Origin of the sequence: Sphingobium indicum B90A (assembly GCF_000264945.2) — a bacterium.
GTDB classification, from domain to species: Bacteria; Pseudomonadota; Alphaproteobacteria; order Sphingomonadales; family Sphingomonadaceae; genus Sphingobium; species Sphingobium indicum.
The window spans coordinates 1,584,524-1,606,830 of record NZ_CP013070.1 but is presented as its reverse complement, the minus strand read 5'-3'; the positions used below and the strand labels follow the sequence as shown (position 1 = coordinate 1,606,830).

Annotated in this window: 20 protein-coding genes and 2 tRNA genes; 13 read left to right on the top strand and 9 right to left on the bottom strand. The window is 65.3% G+C overall.

All coding sequences use genetic code 11. The features are described from left to right. The first annotated feature begins 5 nt into the window (after positions 1 to 5). Genes nuoL through SIDU_RS07740 form a run of 7 tightly spaced genes read left to right on the top strand, consistent with a single transcriptional unit; the run spans position 6 to position 8,468 of the window. On the top strand, positions 6 to 2,054 hold the full coding sequence (gene nuoL / locus SIDU_RS07770) for an NADH-quinone oxidoreductase subunit L (protein WP_007684873.1): 2,049 nt from the start codon (positions 6 to 8) through the stop codon (positions 2,052 to 2,054). Further along, positions 2,054 to 3,625, top strand: coding sequence for an NADH-quinone oxidoreductase subunit M (locus SIDU_RS07765; protein ID WP_007684875.1), 1,572 nt, complete (start codon positions 2,054 to 2,056; stop codon positions 3,623 to 3,625). The genes nuoL and SIDU_RS07765 overlap by 1 nt, the downstream gene beginning before the upstream one ends. Then, positions 3,625 to 5,061 (top strand): NADH-quinone oxidoreductase subunit NuoN, encoded by a 1,437-nt coding sequence (gene nuoN / locus SIDU_RS07760; protein ID WP_007684878.1) that lies wholly within the window; start codon positions 3,625 to 3,627, stop codon positions 5,059 to 5,061. The genes SIDU_RS07765 and nuoN overlap by 1 nt, the downstream gene beginning before the upstream one ends. Then, positions 5,058 to 5,765: a biotin--[acetyl-CoA-carboxylase] ligase gene (locus tag SIDU_RS07755; RefSeq protein WP_084191191.1), complete on the top strand. Its 708-nt coding sequence runs from the start codon at positions 5,058 to 5,060 to the stop codon at positions 5,763 to 5,765. Before nuoN ends, SIDU_RS07755 begins: the two co-directional genes overlap by 4 nt. A 15-nt stretch (positions 5,766 to 5,780) precedes the next feature. After that, positions 5,781 to 6,563, top strand: coding sequence for a type III pantothenate kinase (locus SIDU_RS07750; protein ID WP_007684882.1), 783 nt, complete (start codon positions 5,781 to 5,783; stop codon positions 6,561 to 6,563). After that, complete coding sequence (locus tag SIDU_RS07745) at positions 6,560 to 8,197, top strand: ribonuclease J (RefSeq protein WP_007684883.1); 1,638 nt, start codon at positions 6,560 to 6,562, stop codon at positions 8,195 to 8,197. The genes SIDU_RS07750 and SIDU_RS07745 overlap by 4 nt, the downstream gene beginning before the upstream one ends. 10 nt (positions 8,198 to 8,207) lie before the next feature. Continuing rightward, complete coding sequence (locus SIDU_RS07740) at positions 8,208 to 8,468, top strand: DUF1467 family protein (protein ID WP_007684885.1); 261 nt, start codon at positions 8,208 to 8,210, stop codon at positions 8,466 to 8,468. Positions 8,469 to 8,497: 29 nt separating this feature from the next. Here the strand turns inward: SIDU_RS07740 and SIDU_RS07735 are convergent, their stop codons facing one another. Continuing rightward, the gene (locus tag SIDU_RS07735) at positions 8,498 to 9,175 is read right to left on the bottom strand and encodes a GNAT family N-acetyltransferase (protein WP_007684887.1); all 678 of its coding nucleotides are present in this window, start codon (positions 9,173 to 9,175) and stop codon (positions 8,498 to 8,500) included. Positions 9,176 to 9,389: 214 nt separating this feature from the next. On the opposite strand from SIDU_RS07735, the gene SIDU_RS07730 reads away from it, so the two are divergent. Beyond that, positions 9,390 to 11,333 (top strand): putative bifunctional diguanylate cyclase/phosphodiesterase, encoded by a 1,944-nt coding sequence (locus SIDU_RS07730; RefSeq protein WP_007684889.1) that lies wholly within the window; start codon positions 9,390 to 9,392, stop codon positions 11,331 to 11,333. A 5-nt stretch (positions 11,334 to 11,338) separates the two neighbouring features. Here SIDU_RS07730 and SIDU_RS07725 read toward each other — a convergent pair whose 3' ends face one another. Next, complete coding sequence (locus SIDU_RS07725) at positions 11,339 to 12,298, bottom strand: crotonase/enoyl-CoA hydratase family protein (RefSeq protein WP_025772718.1); 960 nt, start codon at positions 12,296 to 12,298, stop codon at positions 11,339 to 11,341. A 237-nt stretch (positions 12,299 to 12,535) separates the two neighbouring features. Here SIDU_RS07725 and SIDU_RS07720 point away from each other — a divergent pair, with 237 nt between their 5' ends. Together SIDU_RS07720 and tgt are read left to right on the top strand one after the other, a co-directional pair. Then, positions 12,536 to 12,715: a hypothetical protein gene (locus SIDU_RS07720; protein WP_007684892.1), complete on the top strand. Its 180-nt coding sequence runs from the start codon at positions 12,536 to 12,538 to the stop codon at positions 12,713 to 12,715. 53 nt (positions 12,716 to 12,768) lie between these two features. Continuing rightward, on the top strand, positions 12,769 to 13,899 hold the full coding sequence (tgt, locus tag SIDU_RS07715; protein ID WP_007684894.1) for a tRNA guanosine(34) transglycosylase Tgt: 1,131 nt from the start codon (positions 12,769 to 12,771) through the stop codon (positions 13,897 to 13,899). A gap of 188 nt (positions 13,900 to 14,087) precedes the next feature. Here tgt and purU read toward each other — a convergent pair whose 3' ends face one another. The 3 genes from purU to SIDU_RS07700 form a co-directional block, all read right to left on the bottom strand. Then, positions 14,088 to 14,927, bottom strand: a complete 840-nt coding sequence (gene purU / locus SIDU_RS07710) for a formyltetrahydrofolate deformylase (protein WP_007684896.1) — start codon at positions 14,925 to 14,927, stop codon at positions 14,088 to 14,090. Positions 14,928 to 15,015: 88 nt separating this feature from the next. After that, positions 15,016 to 16,044 (bottom strand): 2-oxoadipate dioxygenase/decarboxylase family protein, encoded by a 1,029-nt coding sequence (locus SIDU_RS07705; protein WP_007684898.1) that lies wholly within the window; start codon positions 16,042 to 16,044, stop codon positions 15,016 to 15,018. A gap of 65 nt (positions 16,045 to 16,109) precedes the next feature. Then, positions 16,110 to 17,132, bottom strand: a complete 1,023-nt coding sequence (locus tag SIDU_RS07700; protein ID WP_007684901.1) for an SPOR domain-containing protein — start codon at positions 17,130 to 17,132, stop codon at positions 16,110 to 16,112. A 166-nt stretch (positions 17,133 to 17,298) separates the two neighbouring features. On the opposite strand from SIDU_RS07700, the gene SIDU_RS07695 reads away from it, so the two are divergent. The 3 genes from SIDU_RS07695 to SIDU_RS07685 are packed head-to-tail and all read left to right on the top strand — an operon-like array spanning position 17,299 to position 19,885. After that, on the top strand, positions 17,299 to 18,018 hold the full coding sequence (locus tag SIDU_RS07695) for a ParA family protein (RefSeq protein ID WP_007684902.1): 720 nt from the start codon (positions 17,299 to 17,301) through the stop codon (positions 18,016 to 18,018). Between the two features lie 15 nt (positions 18,019 to 18,033). Next, the gene (locus SIDU_RS07690) at positions 18,034 to 18,576 is read left to right on the top strand and encodes a hypothetical protein (RefSeq protein ID WP_007684904.1); all 543 of its coding nucleotides are present in this window, start codon (positions 18,034 to 18,036) and stop codon (positions 18,574 to 18,576) included. Between the two features lie 4 nt (positions 18,577 to 18,580). Next, positions 18,581 to 19,885, top strand: a complete 1,305-nt coding sequence (locus tag SIDU_RS07685) for an SPOR domain-containing protein (RefSeq protein WP_007684906.1) — start codon at positions 18,581 to 18,583, stop codon at positions 19,883 to 19,885. A gap of 142 nt (positions 19,886 to 20,027) precedes the next feature. On the opposite strand, the gene SIDU_RS07680 is transcribed toward SIDU_RS07685, so the two are convergent. From SIDU_RS07680 to moaA, 4 genes are all read right to left on the bottom strand, one after another. Continuing rightward, positions 20,028 to 20,102: transfer RNA gene (locus SIDU_RS07680), tRNA-Asn, on the bottom strand. A gap of 181 nt (positions 20,103 to 20,283) precedes the next feature. Next, positions 20,284 to 20,358, bottom strand: a tRNA-Asn gene (locus tag SIDU_RS07675). Between the two features lie 78 nt (positions 20,359 to 20,436). Beyond that, the gene (locus tag SIDU_RS07670) at positions 20,437 to 21,213 is read right to left on the bottom strand and encodes an NAD kinase (RefSeq protein ID WP_007683197.1); all 777 of its coding nucleotides are present in this window, start codon (positions 21,211 to 21,213) and stop codon (positions 20,437 to 20,439) included. Next, complete coding sequence (gene moaA / locus SIDU_RS07665; RefSeq protein WP_007683200.1) at positions 21,210 to 22,220, bottom strand: GTP 3',8-cyclase MoaA; 1,011 nt, start codon at positions 22,218 to 22,220, stop codon at positions 21,210 to 21,212. Before moaA ends, SIDU_RS07670 begins: the two co-directional genes overlap by 4 nt. Positions 22,221 to 22,307: the final 87 nt, after the last annotated feature.

The following is a 22,307-nucleotide window of genomic DNA, read 5'->3' as shown; positions in this document are numbered from 1 at the left end:
GCTCGATGATCCAGCTTATCGTCCTTCTCCCGTTGCTGGCTGCCGCCATCGCCGGTCTTGGCAACAAGGCCCTTGGCAAGCTGCCCGCCAAGATCGTCACCACCGGCGCGCTCTTCGCCTCCTGCGCGATGAGCTGGCCGATCTTCATCGGCTTCCTGACCGGCCATGCCGAACCCTATGTGGCCCCGGCCTTCACCTGGATCCAGTCGGGCAGCTTCGACGCCCAATGGGCGCTGCGGGTCGACACCATGACGGCGGTCATGCTGGTGGTCGTCACCAGCGTGTCCAGCCTGGTCCACCTCTATAGCTGGGGCTATATGGAGGAGGAGCCGGACCAGCCGCGCTTCTTCGCCTATCTGTCGCTCTTCACCTTCGCGATGCTGATGCTGGTGACGGCGAACAACCTGCTGCAGATGTTCTTCGGCTGGGAAGGCGTCGGTCTGGCCTCCTATCTGCTGATCGGCTTCTGGTTCCGCAAACCCTCCGCCAACGCCGCCGCGATCAAGGCGTTCGTCGTGAACCGCGTCGGCGACCTTGGCTTCATGATGGGCATTTTCGGCACCTATCTGGTGTTCAACACCATCTCCATCCCGGAAATCCTGGCTGCCGCGCCCTCCATGGCCGGTTCGACCATCGGCTTCCTGGGCCATCGTTTCGACACCATGACCGTGCTTTGCCTGCTGCTGTTCATCGGCGCGATGGGCAAGTCGGCGCAGCTTGGCCTCCACACCTGGCTGCCGGATGCGATGGAAGGTCCGACCCCCGTGTCGGCGCTGATCCACGCGGCGACCATGGTGACGGCGGGCGTGTTCATGGTGTGCCGCCTGTCGCCGATGTTCGAGGTTTCCCCGACGGCGCTGGGCTTCGTGACCTTCATCGGCGCTGCCACCTGCCTGTTCGCGGCGACGGTGGGCACGGTGCAGAACGACATCAAGCGCGTCATCGCCTATTCGACCTGTTCGCAGCTTGGCTACATGTTCTTCGCGGCGGGCGTGGGCGCTTACGGCGCTGCGATGTTCCACCTCTTCACCCACGCCTTCTTCAAGGCGCTGCTGTTCCTGGGCGCGGGTTCGGTCATCCATGCGATGCACCATGAACAGGACATGCGTTACTATGGCGCGCTGCGGAAGGAGATACCGATCACCTTCTGGACGATGACGCTGGGCACGCTGGCGATCACGGGCGTCGGCATTCCGCTCGCCGGCTATGGTTTCGCGGGCTTCTATTCGAAGGACGGCATTCTGGAAGCGGCCTATGCTTCGGGCGGGGCGGGCGTCGGCGCCTATCTGGTCGGCGTGTTCGCGGCCTTGCTCACCAGCTTCTATTCGTGGCGCCTGGTGTTCCTGACCTTCTTCGGCAAGCCCCGCTGGGCCGCTTCGGAACATATCCAGCATGCGGTTCACGGGCACCATGAATCTCCGGAGGAAGAAACCGGGCATGACGGCCATGGCCATGACGATCATGGTCACGGCCACGAGCAGACCGGCACGGCGGGCTATCATCCGCATGAAAGCCCCTGGGTCATGCTGATCCCGCTGGTGGTGTTGAGCCTGGGCGCGGTGTTCGCGGGTTTCGCTTTCCACGATCAGTTCATCGGTCCCGAAGGCGGCATCGAGTTCTGGAAGGGCGCTTTGGCGTTCGACAGCCACCTGATGCACGCCGCGCATGAAGTGCCGACCTGGGTCAAGTTCGGTCCGTTCACGGTGATGCTGACCGGGCTGGCGATCGCCTGGCTGGCCTATCTCAAGTTCACCGACTGGCCGCGGCGCTTCGTCGCCACCTTCGGCGCTCTGTACCAGTTCCTGCTCAACAAATGGTATTTCGACGAACTGTACCATTTCCTGTTCGTCAAGCCCGCCTTCGCCATCGGCCGCTTCTTCTGGAAGTTCGGCGACGTCGGCTTCATCGACCGCTTCGGGCCAAACGGACTCGCGGCGCTGGTCGTGCAGGGCAATAAAGTCACCCGTCGGCTTCAGTCCGGCTACCTCTATACCTACGCGCTGGTGATGCTGATCGGCCTCGCCGCGGCCGCAACCTGGGCGATGACACGATAATGGACGGCTTCCCCATCCTTTCCCTGATGATGGCAGTGCCGATGGCGGGGGCCATCGCCTGTCTGTTCGCAGGCGCCAACCAGGCCCGCTGGATCGCGTTGCTGGCTACGCTGGCCGATCTGGCGCTGGGCGTCATCCTCTGGATGAATTTCGACCAGTCGGGGGCGGCCGCACAGTGGCAGTTCCAGGAATATGCGCCGATCTTCGGCCGGTTCGCCTGGGCGCTGGGCATTGACGGCATCGCGCTGCTGCTGATCGCGCTGACCGTATTCCTGATGCCGATCTGCATCGGCGCGAGCTGGATCGCCATCGAGAAGCGCGTGCCGGAATATATGGCGGCCTTCCTGTTCATGGAGGTGCTGATGATCGGCGTCTTCACGGCGCAGGATCTCTACCTTTTCTACATCATGTTCGAAGCTGGCCTGATCCCGATGTACCTGATCATCGGCATCTGGGGCGGTGCGGATCGCATCTACGCTTCGTATAAATTCTTCCTCTACACGCTGCTCGGATCGGTGCTGATGCTGATCGCGATGATGTGGATGGTGCATGAGGCGGGGACGACCGACATCCCGACGCTGATGGCCTATAATTTCGATCCGCATATCCAGACATGGCTGTGGCTGGCCTTCTTCGCCAGCTTTGCCGTCAAGATGCCGATGTGGCCGGTCCACACCTGGCTGCCCGACGCGCACGTCCAGGCGCCGACCGCGGGGTCGGTCATCCTGGCGGGCGTGCTGCTGAAGATGGGCGGCTACGGCTTCATCCGCTTCTCCCTGCCGATGTTCCCGGAGGCGTCCGCGCAGTTGGCGCCGCTGGTCTGGGGCCTGTCGATGGTCGCGGTGGTCTATACCAGCCTCGTCGCGCTGGTTCAGTCGGACATGAAGAAGCTGATCGCCTATTCCTCGGTCGCGCACATGGCCATCGTCACCATCGGCCTGTTCGCCTTCAACCAGGCTGGCCTGGAAGGCGCGATGATGGTGATGCTGGGCCATGGCCTGGTGTCGGGCGCGCTGTTCCTGTGCGTCGGCGTCATCTACGACCGGCTCCACACGCGGGAGATCAGCCGTTATGGCGGCCTCAGCATCAACATGCCCAAATATGCGGTGCTGTTCATGCTGTTCACCATGGCGTCGGTCGGCCTGCCGGGCACCAGCAACTTCGTGGGCGAATTCCTGTCGCTGATGGGCATTTACCAGGCGTCTAGCTGGGTCGCGCTGGTCGCCACCACGGGCATCATCCTGGGCGCGGCCTATATGCTCTATCTCTACCGCCGCATCTGCTACGGCGAACAGAAGAATGCGGACGCGGCGGCCATGCCCGACCTGTCGGCGCGTGAAATCTGGCTGCTGGCGCCAATAGCCGCGGCGGTGCTGTGGATGGGCGTCTATCCCGAAAGCTTCCTGGCGCCGATGCGTCCGGACATTCGCGCCCTGGAAGCCCGCCTCGCCCCTGCCGCTCCGGCGGGAGATTCCAAGATCAAGATGGGCGCGCCCAAGCCTGTCGAGGACGCCCATCATGAAGAAGCCCCTGCATTGTCTCACGAAGAAGCGTCGGGGGAGGCGCACTGATGATTGATTCCGCTTCCCTTCTGGCGGTCCTGCCGGAACTGATCCTGACCGCCGGCGGCCTGGTCCTGATGCTGGTCGCTGCCTATGGCGGCGACGCGACGGCGCGGGTCGTGAACTGGCTGTCGGTGCTGACGCTGGCTATCGCAGGCCTGGCGCTGTCCACGTCGCTGGCGCATGGACCCGATGCCTTTGACGGGCTGGTGCGCGCCGATGCCTTCTCCGCCTTTGCAAAGGCGCTGATCTATGGCGCGGCGGCGGCGGCGATCCTGCTCGCCCCGCGCTATTTCTCGGTCGGCGGCGCGCCGCGCCCCGAATATCCGGTGCTGATCCTCTTTTCTTCGATCGGCATGGGCATGATGGTGTCGGCGGGCGACCTGCTGACGCTTTATGTGGGCCTCGAAATGCAGAGCCTTGCCGCCTATGTGCTGGCGAGCTTCATGCGGCAGGACGAGCGTTCGTCCGAAGCGGGCCTCAAATATTTCGTCCTGGGTTCGCTGGCGAGCGGCATCCTGCTCTACGGTTCGGCGCTTCTCTATGGCTTCACCGGCAGCACCGGCTTCGACGGCATCGCGGTCGCTCTGGCCGACGGCGTGTCGAAGGGGGAACTGTTCGGCCTGGTGTTCGTGCTGGCGGGCCTTGCCTTCAAGATCAGCGCCGTGCCCTTCCACATGTGGACGCCGGACGTCTATGAAGGCGCGCCGACGCCGGTCACGACCTTCTTCGCCAGCGCGCCCAAGGTGGCGGCCATCGGCCTGACCGTCCGCGTCGCGATAGAGGCGCTGGGTCCGGCGGGTCTCGACTGGCAGCAGGTGGTGATCTTCGTCGCGCTCGCCTCGATCCTGTTCGGCGCGGTCGCGGCCATCGGCCAGACCAACATCAAGCGGCTGATGGCCTATTCGTCGATCAACAATGTCGGTTTCGCGCTGATCGGCCTGGCCTGCGGCACGCCCGCGGGCGCGGCGGCGACGATGAGCTATATGGCGATCTATGTCGTCATGACCATCGGCGGCTTCGCCTGCATCCTGCAGATGCGCGATGCGCAGGGCCGTCCGGTCGAGACCATCGCCAGCCTGGCGGGCCTGTCGCGTTCGCGCAAGGGGCTGGCGGCGGCGCTGGCGATCTTCATGTTCTCCATGGCGGGCATCCCGCCCCTCTTCGGCTTCTGGGCGAAGTTCCTGGTGTTCGACGCGGCGGTCGCGGCGGGCCTGACGGCGCTGGCGGCCTTCGGCATCGCCATGTCGGTGATCGGCGCCTTCTATTATCTCAAGATCATCAAGACGATGTATTTCGACGAGCCGGCCGCGCCCTATGAAGCGCGGGGCGGAGCGGTGGAGAATGTGATCCTGACGGCCTGCGCGGTGGTGATCGTCTTCGGTTACTTCCTCAATCCCGTCCTCGACAAGGCGAGCGCGGCGGCAGCGGCGTCGCTGTTCTGACCGAGCTTCGCTTCGTCGAGGAGACCGGCTCCACCAATGCCGACATGCTGGCCTTGGTGGGGCAGGGCGCGTCCGAAGGATGCTGGCTGCGCGCCGCCCACCAGACCGGCGGACGCGGGCGCATGGGGCGCCATTGGGAAAGCCCGGAAGGCAATCTCTATTGCTCGACCGTGATCCGCCTGCGCGATGGCGACCCGTTGCCCTTTACGCTGGCCCTGGTCGCGGCCAATGCCGTCCATGCGCTCGTCGCGCCGCTTTGCGCGGGGCAGGCGCGGATCAAATGGCCCAATGACGTGCTGGTCGACGGCGCCAAGATCGCCGGCATCCTGCTGGAACGCGCCGGCGATGCCGTTGTCGCCGGGATCGGCATCAATGTGACCGGACATCCGGTCGGGCTGGACCGGCCGGCGACCAGCCTGTTCGCGCAGGGCGCCCCGGATGCCGACGCGGCCGCCCTGCAGGTCCGCCTTGCGGAGCTGTTCGCCCATTGGCTGGCGATCTGGCGGGCGCAGGGGCTGGATCCGGTACGCGCCCACTGGCTGGCCAACGCCCATCCCGCCGGCACGCCGATGCGCGTCGCGCAACCCGATGGCGAAACGATAGAGGGCAGTTTCGACACGCTCGACCGCGATGGCATGCTGATCCTGCGCTTGGCGAATGGCGAGAGCCGTGCCATTCATGCCGGCGACATCCTTCTCATCTGACATCGGGGACCGGCCATGCTTCTCGCGATCGACGCGGGTAACACCAATGTGGTTTTTGCGCTGCTGGAAGGGCGGGAAATCCGCGCCCGCTGGCGGATCGCGACCGACCCCCGGCGCACGGCCGACGAATATGCGGTGTGGCTGAACCAGCTCCTGATGCTGGAGGGGTACAGGATCGCCGATGTAGAGGCGGTGATCATCGCGACCGTGGTGCCGCGCGCCCTGCACAATCTCCAGGTGCTGGCGGATAAATATTTCAGGACGACCGCCCTCGTCGCGGGCCAGGCGCCGGTGGAGTGGGGCATCGCGCTGGATGTGGCAGAGCCTGCCTCGGTCGGGGCGGACCGGGTTGTAAACGCCATCGCCGCGCACCATCTCTATCAGGAGGATTTGATCGTCATCGATTTCGGCACGGCGACGACCTTCGACGTGATCGATTATCATGGCGCTTACAAGGGCGGCATCATCGCGCCGGGCATCAACCTGTCGCTGGACGCGCTGGTCGCGGCGGCGGCGAAGCTGCCCAAGATAGCGATCGCCCCGCCGGAGAATCGATCGGTCATCGGCCGCACCACCGAAGCGCAGATGCATATCGGCGTCTTCTGGGGCTATGTGGCGATGATGGAGGGGCTGGTCGCCCGCATGCGCGCGGAAATCGGCCGTCCGGCCAAGGTGATTGCAACGGGGGGGCTGGCGGTCCTCTTCGACGACAATAGCGATATTTTCGATGCGATCGCGCCCGATCTCACGATCCAGGGCCTCGCACTGCTGTATGAACGGAGTTTGAAAACAGAATGATACCCGGAAATGAGCTGATCTTCCTGGCCCTTGGCGGTTCGGGAGAGATCGGCATGAACGTCAATCTATACGGTTGCCAGGGCAAATGGGTGATGGTCGATCTGGGCCTGACCTTTGCCGATCCGGCCTATCCCGGCGTGGAACTGGTGCTGCCGGACCTGAGCTTCATCGAGGATCGGAAGGACGACCTGCTGGGCATCGTGCTGACCCACGGGCATGAGGACCATATCGGCGCCATTCCCTATCTCGCGGCGGATCTGGGCGTGCCGCTCTATGCGACGCCCTTCACCGCGGGGCTGATCCGGCTGAAGCTGGAGGAGGAAGGGCTGACGGAGGAGGTGGAACTCAACGTCATCGACAATGAAGGCAGCTTCGCGCTGGGCCCATTCGGCTTCCGCTACGTGCCGCTCGCCCATTCGATCCCCGAAGGCAATGCGGTGCTGATCGACACGCCCCATGGAAAAATCTTCCATACCGGCGACTGGAAGCTGGACGAGACGCCCCTGCTGGGCCAGCCCTCCACGCCGGAGGAACTGACGGCCATCGGCGACGAGGGCGTGCTGGCGCTGGTGTGCGACAGCACCAATGTCTTCAATCCCGAGGCGAGCGGTTCCGAGGGCGACGTCCGCGAAGGGCTGATGAGCACGATCAAGGGCGCGAAGGGAAGGGTGCTGGTCACGACCTTCGCCTCCAATGCGGCGCGCCTGCAGACTTTGGGGGAGGTCGCCAATGCCGTCGGGCGCAAGCTCTGCGTGGCGGGGCGCTCGCTGGACCGCATCATCTCCACGGCGCGGACGGCCGGCTATCTCAGGGATTTCCCGCCGACCGTCGATTGGGACGACGCCATGGCCCTGCCGCGCAATGAGGTGATGATCATCGCCACCGGCGGCCAGGGGGAGGCGCGGGCCGCCCTGTCCCGCATCGCCTTCGACAGCCATCCGATCAAGCTGGACGAGGGCGACCTGGTCGTCTTCTCCTCCAAGCAGATTCCGGGCAATGAGATCGCCATCGGCCGAATCCAGAACGCGCTGGCGGCCAAGGGCGTGCTGATGGTGACAGATCGCCAGGCGGAGGTGCATGTGTCCGGCCATCCGGGGCGTCCCGAGCTGGAGGCCATGTATCGATGGGTGCGGCCGCAAATCCTGCTGCCGGTCCATGGCGAGCGGCGGCATATGGCCGAACAGGCGCGCCTGGGGCTGGCGAGTGGCGTGCCCCATGCGGTTGTGCAGTCCAATGGCGACGTGCTGCGGCTGGCGCCCGATGGGCCGGAGATCATCGGCAACCAGGCGACGGGCCGACTGGTGCTGGACGGCGACGTCATCCTGCCGGCTGACGGCGCGACGATGAACGAGCGGCGCAAGGTCGCGCTGCATGGCCAGATCAGCGTCGCGGTGGCGCTGGACGGCAAGGGCAGGGTCATCGGTTCCCCCGCCTTGCGCACCCAGGGCGTGCCCGTGGAAGAGGACAAGGCCGCATTCCTGGAGGAGGCCGCGGACGAAGCGGCCGGCGCCGTCGCCAAGGGATCGCAGGAAGAAGAGGCCCTGCGCGAACGGGTAAGGCTGGCGGTGCGGCGCACGGCGACGCGCTGGACCGGCAAGAAGCCGGTGGTGGACGTGCTGCTCATTCGCGCCTAGGCCTTCGCTCATGAACTGGTATGCGATCTTTGCCATCTACGCGCTGTTCTGGGTGATCAGCGCCTTCATCGTGCTGCCCTTCGGCGTTCGCACGCCCGACGAAACGGGCGAGGCATTGCGGCCGGGCCAGGCGGAGAGCGCGCCCAGCAATTTTCGCCCCGGCAGGGTCGCCATCCGCGCGACGATCCTGTCGGCGGCTCTCTTCGGCCTCTATTACGCCAATTATGTCGAAGGCTGGGTGACGCTGGAGCGGTTCACGCATATCGGCTGAGCGAAAGGACGGCCGCGAAGGGCATTGGTTCAGCCGGCGGCGATCACCATCATGTGCATCCGCGCCCTGATGCGGAAGCCGAGCGTTTCGTAAAGCGCCACCGTCGCCTCATGCGCGGCATAGGCGTGGAGGAAGGGCGTTTCGCCCCGTTCCAGCATGGCCTTTGCGACGATCCGCATCAGCCTTTTGGCATGGCCCCGCCCGCGATGATCGGGATGGGTGCAGACCCCGCTGACCTCGGCAAAGCCCGGCATGCGCATCCGTTCGCCCGCCATGGCGATCAGCCTGCCCTGTTCCCTGATGCCGATGAACCGGCCGAGCCGATGGGTGAGCGGCAGGAAGGGACCAGGCCTGGTCATCAAGGCAAGGGCGCGCATTTCCTCAGCGTCCTCATCGGTCAGGGTGACGATGTCCGCGGCGGCGGCGTCGCCCGGAATATCGTCCGCCGCCATCTGCGCAAGCATCGCTTCGCGGACCAGCCTCATGCCTGGCGGGGGCGTCTGCGCGTCGGGTTCGACGATCCAAAGCTCTCCCTGTTCGGGCGCGAGCGCGGCCAGCGCCGATTGCGCGGCGGGACTGGCGTCGGCCGCCGCGGCGAAGGGCCCGTAGCGCGGATCGATCCGCAGGGCGAGCGCATTCCCCTGGGCCAAAGGCTTCCAGCCGCTGTTGAGGGCGTTCCAGACCGGGCGATGCAGGGAATGGGGCATGATGGCGCTATTTTCCGGCTAAGGCCATGGAAAGCAAGTCCTCCTGTCTTGCTCCGTCGGCAAGAAGCCGCGACCATCGCCTGATTCCGTAACGACGGCCAATTTCCAGCGCTTTTGGGCGCCGCGATTTACCAAATGGAAATCATGTTTCGGCAATGGTGGCAGTGACGTGTCACGCCCTCAACGAAACTTGATCGCATCCTTGCGCGGGCGCATGACGCCGGACACTCAGCAAAGCGCTGAAGTGCAGGCGAATCTCGTCAAATCTCTCTATGCTTCTCCCGCATCGCTGATGATCGGCGCGGTGGCGGGTGGCGCGCTGGGGTTGGTGATCGCATGGCATGCGAAACTCACGGCCATTACCGTGATCGCAATTCTGATCTGCCTTGTAGGCCTCAGCCGGTCGATTTCGGCCGTCTATTTTCATCGGCAACTCGCCCATCAGCATCGCGTCACGCAGCCGATCTGGGGACTGGCCTATGAACTGGGCGCCTGGGGCTATGCGGCATTGTTGGGGATATTGGCCTTCGCAACGCTCATGTTGAGCGGAGACATAAAGCTGCATACCTTGAGCGTCTGTCTGGTGGCCGCCTATTCCGGCGGAATTGCAGGGCGGAATGCTGGCCGCATCCATATCGCCGTCGGTCAAACCTGCTTTGCACTGTTGCCGACATGTCTTGGCCTGGTCATGTCCGGAGGGCTTGGCTACCGGGTGCTGGCGACGATGCTGTTCCTGATGATCTTCGCCATGGCGGAGATCACCAAGACGACGCACCGCATCGTCCTGGAGGCGTTGCAGGGCAAATATGAAAAGACCCAGCTTGCCGTCAAGTTCGAGCGCCTGGCCCGGTTCGACAGCCTGACGGGCGTCGAAAACCGCATGGCGATGCAGATGCGGTTGCGCGAAATGTTCGACGGCCGACGATCCGACAAGTATCCTATGGCGGTGTTCTGGATGGATCTGGATCGCTTCAAGGAAATCAACGACTCGCTGGGGCATATGATCGGCGACCAGCTCTTGTGCAGGGTTGCCGAAAGATTGTCTCACGCGCTGGACGGGCGCGGCCATGTCGCGCGATTCGGAGGGGACGAGTTCGTGCTGATCTGTCCGGGCGCCGACCGATCCGAAGCGGAGCGGATTGCCGGCGACATCATGGCCGAATTCACGCATGATTTCGACGTGGGCGGCTATCATCTGGGCGTGACCGCCTCCATGGGCATAGCCGTCGCCCCGGAGGACGGCCAGGACAGCGACGAACTGCTCCAGCATGCGGACATGGCGCTCTACCAGGCGAAGCATGCCGGGCGGAACCGCCACGCGCAGTTCACCTGGTCGATGAAGGAACGGCAGAATCGCACCTATGACCTGGAAATGGGTCTGCGCAGCGCCATGGCGAACAAGGAACTGATGCTGCATTATCAGCCGATCTTCGATACGCGATCGGGCAAGATCGCGATCTGCGAAGCGCTGATGCGATGGGACCATCCGACGCTCGGCCGTATTTCACCGGCGGAGTTCATCCCCATCGCGGAAAGCTGCTCGATGATCGAGCCGATCACGGCCTGGGCGCTGGAGCAGGCCTGCCAGGACGCGATGGAATGGGATGAGAATGTCCGCGTCGCGGTCAATATCTCCCCCGTCTTGATCAAGAGCGACGGGTTGCCCCGCGCGGTGATCGCGGCGCTGATGCGATCGGGATTGAAGGCGCGCCGGCTGGAACTGGAAGTCACCGAGTCGATCTTCCTGGAGGATAGCGGCCGCACCAACCTGATCCTGTCCGACCTTCAACGGATCGGCCTGCGACTGGCGCTTGACGATTTCGGCACCGGCTATTCCTCGCTCGGCTATCTGCGCGACTATGCCTTCGACACGATCAAGGTCGACCAGAGCTTCATGCGCGGGGTCGAGGGCAATGCCCGCCACAGAGCCATCGCCCAGTCGGTCGCCTATCTGGCGCACGCCCTGGATGTGGAAACGGTGGCGGAGGGCATCGAGACCGACGATCAACTGCGCTGCGCCCATGAAATGGGCTTCACCAATGTCCAGGGATTCGTGCTGAGCCGGCCGGTGCCCGCAGCTCAGGTGCTGGAGATGATGCGAAGCATGGAGGGCAGTGCGCGAAACGTTGCGGCAGCGCCGGATCGCCGTCGCGCCTGACAGGATTATTTGTGAAGTCTGGTCTGGGCCGAGGCCAGCCGACGCATCATTCTCACATCCTTGATGTCGAGTTCAAGTGCGGTAGCGGCCCATTTTTCGACAATATCCTTGAGTTCCGCATATTCCAGCGGATTGACGCGGCGACCGGCCTCGAACACGCCGACATGGCCGGCATGGCGCCTTTGATTTTCGCCGATATAATCCCGCACGGCTTGTTCGCCGTCGCCGTCGTCGACGAGGATGGTGACGATTCCCATGTCCGCCATTTCCTCCGCGGAATAGACCTTTCCGGACAGGATCATGCGTTCCGCCATGCGATGGCCCAATTTTCGGGCAAGGATGGAATAGGCGCCCATTCCCGGGAACAGCCCGAACAGCATTTCGGGAAGGCCGAAGCGCGCGCTGCGTTCGGCAATCACGACGTCGAAACACAATAATGCTTCGAATCCGCCTCCCAATGCATCACCCTGGGCCAAGGCAATGGAAACCACCGGCACATCGGCATTTCGCCATGCACGATGCACCACGTCGATGCATGCGTGGCCATATTTGATGAGGGCGGGCAAATCGGCGCGTTCGATGCAACTCGCAAACAGTTCCAGGTCGCCGCCCAGGTTGAACACTCCCGGAAAACGCGATCCCAGCACCATATATTTGACCGGCAGCGTTCCCTCGTCGAACAGGCGTCGAGTTTCAGTCTGCCACATGCGGATGTCGCGCAGCATGGGCATGCTGTAGTTCGGGCGATTCGTGGGCGTCATGAACGCCCACAACGTGGCCGCATCCGCGTCCCAGCTCACGTCGATCTGGCCCAGGTCGAACATCGTCGAGGTGCCGATGTCCGGCGCGGAAACCACGCTTTCCGTAACGGCGGCGAGGGCTGCATCCTCCTCCGCCGGAAGATGGGCGGGCGTCAGGTCGTCCATATGTTCTCGCGCGGAATTAAATCGCCCGGAATCAATCATCTGAGCCCCCGAGTTGCTATTGACGATGAGCAGAACAGGGTTGCGGCCCTTATGCAATCGCGCCGATGGGCCTTGCCGCTGAATTAACCATTTTTAGTTGCAACTGTTGCAGGGATGTCGCCAATTATTCCGTTACGCAAAGGTAAACGTTGCATTAATGCAACAAACTGACTTTTGACGATATGCCGCAAATCGGGTGCAGGCCTTTGTTAACCTTTATTAATTACGATCCCGATCATGAACAGGCCCCGAACCGACAAGCAGCTTGTGACCCTGCTGCTGCACGATGCGCAAGGAGAGTCATGGCGGCTCAGCCTGGCGGCGGATTGTCTTTGCTTCATCGGCAATTATCGCCGCGTCGATGGCTTCGACGTCGATGCCGTCGTGGCGCTGGACGGACTGCGCAAGAAGGGCTGAAGCGCGCCTTTGCGGCCTTGTCTGGCGCGCCTTTCGATCCTACAGCGCGCAGCGTGACAAATCCCCGCTTTTCCTTTTCGATTGCCGCGACCGACGGCAAGGCCCGCACCGGCGCCATCCAGATGCGGCGGGGCGAAATCCGCACGCCCGCCTTCATGCCGGTCGGCACCGCCGCCACGGTCAAGGCGATGCGGCCTGCCGAAGTGCGGGCGGCCGGCGCCGACATCATCCTGGGCAACACCTATCACCTGATGCTTCGGCCGGGCGCGGAGCGCGTGGCGCGACTGGGCGGGCTGCACGGCTTCATGGGTTGGGACCGGCCGATCCTGACCGACAGCGGCGGATACCAGGTGATGAGCCTCAGCGCGCTGACGAAGATGAGCGAGGAGGGCGTCGCCTTTTCCAGCCATATCGACGGGTCCAGGCATATGCTGACCCCGGAACGCTCGATGGAAATCCAGCGGTTGCTGGACAGCGACATCGTCATGGCCTTTGACGAGTGCACCAGGAACGGCTGCACCCATGACGAGGCGGCGAAGTCCATGGAGCGGTCCATGCGCTGGGCGAAGCGATCGCGCGACGGGTTCGACGCAGGCGGGGAGCATGCCGAACGGGCAGCCCTGTTCGGCATCCAGCAGGGATCGCTGGACGAGGGGCTGCGGCGGATTTCGGCGGAAAGGCTGATCGACATCGGCTTCGACGGTTATGCCGTGGGCGGGCTGGCGGTGGGCGAGGGGCAGGAGGCGATGTTCGCCACGCTCGACTTCGCGCCCGACATGCTGCCGGCGGACAAGCCGCGTTACCTGATGGGCGTGGGCAAGCCCGACGATATCGTCGGCGCTGTGGAGCGGGGGATCGACATGTTCGATTGCGTGCTGCCGACGCGCAGCGGGCGCAACGGACAGGCCTTTACCTGGGCCGGGCCGCTCAATATCCGCAATGCGCGCTTCGCGGAGGATATGGGACCGCTCGATCCGCGCTGCGCTTGTCCCGTATGCGCGACCTGGAGCCGCGCCTATCTGCATCATCTGGTCAAGGCCGGCGAGATGCTTGGCGCGATGCTGATGACGCAGCACAATATCCATTTCTACCAGGCGCTGATGCAGGAAATCCGGGACAGCATAGCCGCCGGGCGCTTTGCGAGCTTCGCGGCGGATTTCAGGCGGGATTACCAGAGGGCCTGAGGCGCGGGTTCCCCAGGATGCGTATCGTTCCAGCATCGATACGGCCTAGGGTGTGTGGGGATTCAGTTCAGGGTGCGGCGAAAATAGTGGATTTCGAGAACTGGCGCGCAGCGTACTTCAGTACGTGAGCACCGGAAGCGCAGAAAGCCGCTATTTGCAGCCCGCCATGGACTGAATCCCCACACACCCTAGCGGAACACCACCGTCTTGCCGCCATTCTGGAGCACCCGGCGGTCGGCCAGCCAGCTTACCGCCCTGGCCAGCACCTGGGCTTCGATGTCGCGGCCGATGCGGATCATGTCCTCCGCCGTCGCGCGATGGTCCACGCGCTCCACCGCCTGTTCGATGATCGGCCCTTCGTCCAGATCGGCGGTCACGAAATGGGCGGTCGCGCCGATCAGCTTCACGCCCCGCTCATGCGCGCGGTGATAGGGGCGCGCGCCCTTGAAACCGGGAAGGAAGCTGTGGTGGATGTTGACGCAGCGCCCGGCCAGCCTTTCCACCAGCCCTTCGGAAAGCACCTGCATATAGCGGGCGAGGATCAGATATTCGGAGCGTGTCCGTTCGAACAGGCTGAACAGCGCCTCCTCCTGCGCGGCCTTGTCGCCATTGGGCGGCAGCTCATGATAGGGGATGCCGTGCCATTCGGTGATCCGGCGCATGTCGGGATGGTTGGACGCCACGCCCATGATGTCGACCGCCAGCGTGCCCGTCTGCCAGCGGTGCAGCAGGTCCGCCAGGCAGTGCGACCCCTTGGAGACCGCGATCAGCATGCGCGGCTTTTCATCGGCGCTGGTCAGCCGCCAGTCCATGGCGAAGCGGGCGCCGACATCGCCGAACTCGCCGCGCAGCCGGTCGGTGTCGCCCATGCGATCGTCCGTCGCCTCGAACGCGACGCGCATGAAGAAGCGGCCCGCTTTCCGGTCGGCATATTGCTGGCTGTCGGTGATGAAGCCGCCGCGCTCCGCCAGGAACTGGCTGACGGCCGCGACGATGCCGACCTGGTCGGCGCAGGCCAGCGTCAGCACCCAGGATGGGACAACCGGATCAGTCAACGCGCATCTCCCCCGCAAGATCGGGAACCCGTTGCCTCAAGCCTGCGCGCCGATCAACCCGTTATCCGCGTCCTTCGCCCTGCACGCCGGTCATGGCGAAGATGCCCGTCGCATTGCCGGTGTCGAAGGCAAGGTCCAGCCTGCCGGTTTCAGGATCGATGTCGCGGCTGATGAATTCGTAGAACGATCCTGGAACCCGGCGCAGTTCGTTGCCGGCAAAGAGCCGTTCCACCGTGTCGGCGCGCAGGGCCGTCTGCCTGACCCGTCCGGTGCGGGAGATTTCCAGCCGGTCCTTGATCGGCCAGTCCTCCGCCTTCAACCGTTCCGCCAGTGCGGCGACGTCCGCCACCCGGTCCGTCGCGTGGTTGAAGGCATTGCCCTCCGTCGCGATCCAGGCCGCCTCATGGGAACGGGAAAGCAGCAGTTCATAATCCTCGACGCTCGGCGGCCGATGCTGCCGGTCGAAGGCCGCGACGATCGCGGGCAGGGCCGCGGCGGCTTCCTCCAGCGTGACGGGGCGGTCGTCCGCGAATTTTTCCAGCACGGCCTGGGCTTCGGATGTCAGCGGATCGCGGGAAGTGCCGAATATGCGCGCCGCCGCCTCTGCGAATTCCGGGTCGAAGCGGTCGACATGCAGTTCCGACAGGAAGAATTGCGGGATCGCTTCGGGCAGGTCGACATGGCGATAGGCCCGGCCGGTCATCCGCAGCCGGTCCAGCGGATAGACGGCGGCCATCTCATAGCCCAGCGGCACCAATATGCGGGTGAACGCCTCCTCGCCCGGCGGCAATTGTCCGGTCGCGCCCTTGGCCAGCCGCACGGTGCGCAGCGCGCCATGGTCGAACACCACCTTGCCGCCCCGCGCCAGCCGGTCCGCGACATAGGCGGCCCCGCTGGGCACCCTTTCCAGAAGGTCGTGGAACAGCGCGACGTTCATCGCCATGGCGAAGGCGGCGCGCGTGACATGGGGGCCGCCCTGTCCCGTCAGGCGGGGGTCCAGATCGAGCGCTGCGAGCGCCGCCCGTGCCGGTTCGGGGCCGAGAAACCCCTCCACCAGCGCATTGATCACCGACTGATTTTCCACCGACATGGGACGCTCCGTGCTGATGCGCCATTATCGCACGGTTGAAATAAAATTCCAAGCTGTGGCAAGATTTACATCTTCTTCGGCATGCACTCCGCCCCGGCCGCCTTGATCGCGCCGCACAGCCGGCTGGCGTCCGCGCTGCTTGCCAGGGGACCGGCCTGCAACCGGGTCACGCCGCCGCTGGTCAGGATATAGGGCTGGTAGCCGGACAGGCCGCCGACCTTCGCGCTGAGCTGCGTCCAGAGCGCGCGGGCGCGCGCCTCCGCGCTGAAGGCGCCGATCTGAACGCGCCAGCCGCCGCTCGCCGGCTTGGGCAGGGCGGGCCTGGATGCAGGGAGTCTGGATTCTGGGGGCCTGGATTCTGGGGGCTTGGCGGCTGTTGTCTTGGCGGGCGCTGGTTTCGCCGTCGGTTCCGGAGCCTTGGGCTTGGATGGAGTGGAGGGCGGCAATTGCGCCGTCCGCACGGGGGCAGGGGCCTCCCGCACCACGGGCGCGGGCAGGCGGGGTTCATCCGCCGTCGCGCTCTGCCGGCCGATGGACCCGGCCATGGCGATCGCGTCGTTGCGCTGGTCCTGCGGAATATATTTGTCCATCTGGCGGAGGCTGGCCGTCGCCTGGGCCAGGCCGGATTGCGACGCCCGCGTCATCAGCGCATAGGCGCGCACCCAGTTCTTCGCGGTCAGGTCTCCGTTGAACAGGGCGGTGCCGACGATATATTGCGCGCGCGGCTCGCCCCGTTCGGCGGCGCGTTGCAGATAGGGAAAGGCGCCTGCGCGGTCGCCCTGCTGGAACATCAGAAGGCCCAGATTGTCCTCGGCGCGGGAATGGCCCTGTTTCGCGGCCTTGCGATACCAGTCGATGGCGAGCGCGGGATCGGCCTTCACGCCGCGACCCAGCTTGTAGGCCTGGCCCATGTTGAACTGCGCATCGGGATCGCCGGACTGCGCCAGCGGCTGCCACACCGCCACCGCCCTGGCATAATCGCCCTGCTGCCAGGCATCGACGCCGGCCTTCACATCGGCCGACGCAGCCTGCGCCAGGCTCAACATGGTTCCGGCGGCCAACACGCCCCAGATCTGCTTCATGCTCATGCTCCCCAAGGGTTCTTGCACGATCCTATGCCGACGCAAGGTTAATAGCGACTTAGCATTAAGAACATCGCCTTTTTACGGGCTGTCAGGCTTCCGCGCGGATTAACCAATTCTTAGGCGGGCCTGTGGCACTCCTCCCCCCAATTGGATTTTTGGGGGAAGTTGCGTGCGCATATTGGCATTGGCATCGCAAAAGGGGGGATCGGGCAAGACCACCCTGTCGGGACACCTGGCCGTCCAGGCGCAAATGGCGGGCGCCGGTCCGGTCGTGCTGATCGACATCGACCCGCAAGGATCGCTGGCCGACTGGTGGAACGAGCGCGAGGCCGAATATCCCGCCTTCGCCCAGACCACGGTGGCGCGCCTGGCCGCGGACCTGGAGATACTGCGCCAGCAGGGCTTCAAGCTCGCCGTCATCGACACGCCGCCCGCCATCACCATGGCGATCCAGAGCGTCATTTCCGTCGCTGAGCTGATCGTCGTCCCGACCCGCCCCAGCCCGCACGATCTGCGCGCCGTGGGCGCCACGGTCGACCTGTGCGAACGGGCGGGCAAGCCGCTGATCTTCGTCGTCAACGCCGCCACGCCCAAGGCGCGCATCACGTCCGAAGCCGCCGTCGCCCTGTCGCAGCATGGCACGGTCGCGCCGGTCACGCTGCACCACCGCACCGATTTCGCCGCATCGATGATCGACGGCCGCACGGTGATGGAGGTCGACCCCAATGGCCGCTCCGCGGGGGAGGTCACGCAGCTATGGACCTATGTGTCTGACCGGCTGGAAAAGAATTTCCGCCGCACCGTCTTTTCCGTGCCGCACAATGCCGTCGGCACGGCGGGCACGGTCCGTCCGGCAAGCGGCGGCTTCGGCCGCCGGATCTCGCAATAAGAGAAGGGGAGCATCATGGTCGAACCGAAACCTCTCGCTTCGCTGACGTCCGGCCTGCTGGCGCGCAAGGGCGCCGCATCGCCCGCCATGCGCCGTCCCGTCTTCGGCCTGACCGCCGGAGCCACGGCGTTGCAGGAGGATCTGGGCTGGAACGACATGGGCTTTGACGTGACGCAGCCGGAACCGGCGCCGTCCGAAGCCCGCTCCGTCGCCGGTCTGACGCCGATGACGGCGGTTCCCGCCGTCGCGCCGGTGCCCGCCGTCGTGACCGAGCGCGAGGAACTGGCCGAACGCATCGCCGAAACGGCTGCCCCCGCCAAGGTCGAAAAAACCAGGAAGAAGGCCCGTGCCTCCGCCGCGGCGAAGGGTCGCAAGGCCGCCTTCACCCTGCGGCTGGATGCCGACCGCCATCTGAAGCTGCGCCTTGCCAGCGCCATTGTCGGCCGATCCGCGCAGCAGATGGTGACAGAGGCGCTGGACGCCTATCTTGCCAGCCTGCCGGAGGTGGACCGGCTGGCCCGCGAACTGCCGCGCGCGGCGACGACCAGGGATCGGTAAAGCCATGAAGCGCAAGGCCTTCGCCAAAGCAGCGGTCGCGTCGATGCTGATCGGCACGACCATGGTGGGATGCACCGGGGCGGCTTTCCGCACCGCCGCCGTCGCTCCGCAAAAGCCCGATCGGCTGGCGGCCGGCATCGAAAAGGCGCTGGCGGATCGCGACGGCGCCCGCGCGGTCGACCTGGCGGAGGCCGCCGTGCAGGCGGCGCCGCAGGATGCCGGCTACAGGCAGTTGCTTGGCCGCGCCTATGTCGCCGACGGCCGCTTCGCATCGGCGGAAACCGCGCTGGCCGACGCGATGACGCTGGGCAATCGCGATGCGCGCACCATCGTCACCCTCGCGCTGGTAAAGGTAGGCCTGGGCAAGGACCGCGCCGCCCGCGACCTGCTCGCCAGTCATGCCGACATCGTTCCGGCGGCCGACTATGGCCTGGCCATGGCGATGGCGGGCGACGCGCCGGAGGGCGTGCGCATCCTGTCCGAAATGATCCATGATCCGGCGGCCACCGCCCGCACCCGCCAGAACCTGGCCTATGCCTATGCCTTGGCCGGGCGGTGGAAGGATGCGCGCATGATGGCGGGCTTCGACCTCGATCCGCTTGCCGCCAACCAGCGCATCACTCAATGGGCGCAGAATGCCGCGCCCGGCCTTTCGCAGCAGCGCGTCGCGGCGCTGATGGGCGTGACGATCGACGGCGCGGACGCCGGCCAGCCGGCGGCCCTCGCCCTTGCGGCGCCATCGTCGCCGGTTCGGACGGCGGAAGCCGCTCCGGCCGAGCAGGCCGTCGAGGCCGCGCCGGTGGAGGTCGCCGCCGTCGATCCCGCACCCGCGCCGTCGCCCGCCATTGCCGATGCGCCGGCGCCGATGATCCAGGCCATTGCAGCGCCCGTCCGCATCGCCGCCCCGCGCCAGGCCGCGCCGCTGCGCGCCGTGACGCCCCCGCGCCTTCGGGAGGCTCCGCGCCTTCAGCCGGCGGCCTTCCAGGCCAGCGGAAGGGCCAGCGGCCATTGGGTGGTTCAGCTCGGCGCCTATGACAATGCCGCCATCGCCAAGGAAAAATGGTTCGCCATGGCCCGCCGCAACAGCGTGCTGGCGAATTTGCCGGTCGTCACCAGCCAGATCACGGTGAACGGCGCGACCTTCGCCCGTCTGGCCGTCGGCGGCTTCGACGAGCGGGGCGAGGCCGTCGCGCTTTGCCGCGCGATCCAGGCGCGGCGCGGCCAGTGCTTCGTCCGGGAGAATGCGATCGATGCCCTGCCGCAACGCTGGGCGCTGGCGACCAAGGGCCGTCAATACGCATCGCGCTGAACAAAAAAGCTGACCAGGATCGCATTTGCGGGCGGCATCCATGATGTCCGCCCGCATATTCCTTGCAGGCGCGACCTGCTTCGAAGCCGGATCCGCCGCGCGGGGCAGGGCGGCTGTACATGCGCGTAAATCAGGTGGAAATTGGCTCCCCGAGTAGGATTCGAACCTACGGCCATTCGATTAACAGTCGAATGCTCTACCGCTGAGCTATCGGGGAGCGGCCCGGCTCGTGCCGGGCAGGCCGCGCATATGCAGCGGCTTTTGCGAAATGGCAAGGGCAGGAAATGCCGCCGGTCCGAAAAAATGCGCGGGCGGCCCGATATGCGCGGAACATGGGTCGGGGCGCATCGATCCGGCCGGTTGAAGGAGGATTTCCGGCACCGCCGCCGGATGGAAATTGGCTCCCCGAGTAGGATTCGAACCTACGGCCATTCGATTAACAGTCGAATGCTCTACCGCTGAGCTATCGGGGAGCGACCCGGCTTCCGCTGGGCAGGCCGCGCCTATAGCAGCGGCTTTCCGGCAATGGCAAGCGCCAAATGACGGAATTTTCACGCGATGAACTGTTCGGCCGCGATCCGGTCGTCCAGCGTATGTTCCGGGTCGAACAACAGCGTCAGCGGCGTCGCGCGGTCGATCTTCACCTCCACCTGGGCGACGTCGCGCACTTCGCGCTGGTCCGCCACGGCGCTGACCGGGCGCTTCACCGGATCGAGCGCGGTGAACTGGATCACCGTATTTTCTGGCAGGATCGCACCGCGCCAGCGCCGGGGGCGGAAGGGGCTGATCGGCGTCAGCGCCACCAGCGCCGATCCCAGCGGCAGGATCGGCCCATGGGCGGAAAGATTATAGGCCGTCGATCCGGCCGGCGTCGCCACCAGCACGCCGTCGCACACCAGTTCGGGCAGGACGGTGCGGTCGTTGACCTTCACCTCCAGCTTGGCGGTCTGGCGCGTTTCGCGCAGCAGCGAGACTTCATTGATGGCGGGGATGGAAAAACGCTCCCCATCCACGGTGTCGACGATCATGCGCAGCGGGCTGACCTTGAAGGGCTTGGCCGCCTCTATCCGCTGTTCCAGCCGTTCGAGCCGCCATTCGTTCATCAGGAAGCCGACCGTGCCCAGATTCATGCCGAACACCGGCAGGATGCGGCGCCCCTCCAGCATGGAGTGCAGCGTCTGGAGCATGAAGCCGTCGCCGCCCAGCGCGATGATCATGTCCGCCTGCTCCACGGGCACGAAATCATAGGAAGCGCGCAGCCTTTCCTCCGCCGCCTTGGCTGCCGGGCTGGGGGACGCGACCAGGGCGCGCCGGACGTCGTCGGTCATCCGCCGGTCACGCTCATATGCCGCCGCACCGCCGGCGCGGCGTCCGCGCCGATGCGGAAGTCATGCGCCGCCGGCTTCAGCCGCAGGGCGCGGTCGATCAACGGCTCCACCGCCGGCAGTCCGCCCTGGCGGAAGGCGGCCTTCAGGTCGACATGATCCTCATGGCCCAGGCACATGAAGATCTTGCCCTCGCAGGTCATGCGCATGCGGTTGCAATCGGCGCAGAAATTATGGGTGAGCGGCGTGATCAGCCCCAGCCGCGCCTTCAACCCATCGACCGCATGATAGCGCGCCGGGCCGCCGGTGCGGTGCGGGATCGGCGTCAGCGCGCGATGGCGGCGGATGGAATCGGCGACCTGCGTCAGCGGCAGATAATGGTCCGTGCGGTCTTCCCCGGTCTCGCCCAGGGGCATGGTCTCGATCAGGGTCAGGTCGAAACCCTGATCGTCGCACCAATGCAGCATCGGCAGGATCTCGTCCTCATTGACGCCCTTGAGCGCGACCATGTTGATCTTGACCGCCAGCCCGGCCGCCCGCGCCGCCGCCAGCCCCTCCAGCACCGGCCGGATGTCGCCGTTCCGCGTTACATGCGCGAAACGTTCGGGGTCCAGGCTGTCCAGGCTGACATTGACGCGCCTGACGCCCGCATCGGCAAGCGCCTGCGCATGGTGCGCCAGCCGCGTGCCGTTGGTGGTGAGCGTCAGTTCATCCAGGCCCGCGCCCACATGTCGCCCGATCCGCCGGACGAGGTCGATGATGTCGCGCCGCACCAGAGGTTCGCCGCCGGTCAGCCTGATCCTGCGCACGCCCCGGGCGATGAAGAGGTCGGCCAGCAGCGCGATCTCCTCCAGCGTCAGAATTTGGTCCCTGGGAAGGAATGTCATCCGCTCCGCCATGCAATAGCGGCAGCGCAGGTCGCAGCGATCCGTCACCGAAATCCGCAAATAGCTGATCCGGCGGCCGAGTGCATCGGTCAGGGCCGTGCGTCCAGGATCGGCCATCTCCATATGTCCTAGCTAGGCGATGGACCTGCCCCGCGCAAGCGTCACTGGTTGCGGCAGCGTAAACAGGTCGCTAACCGATGGGCATTAGGT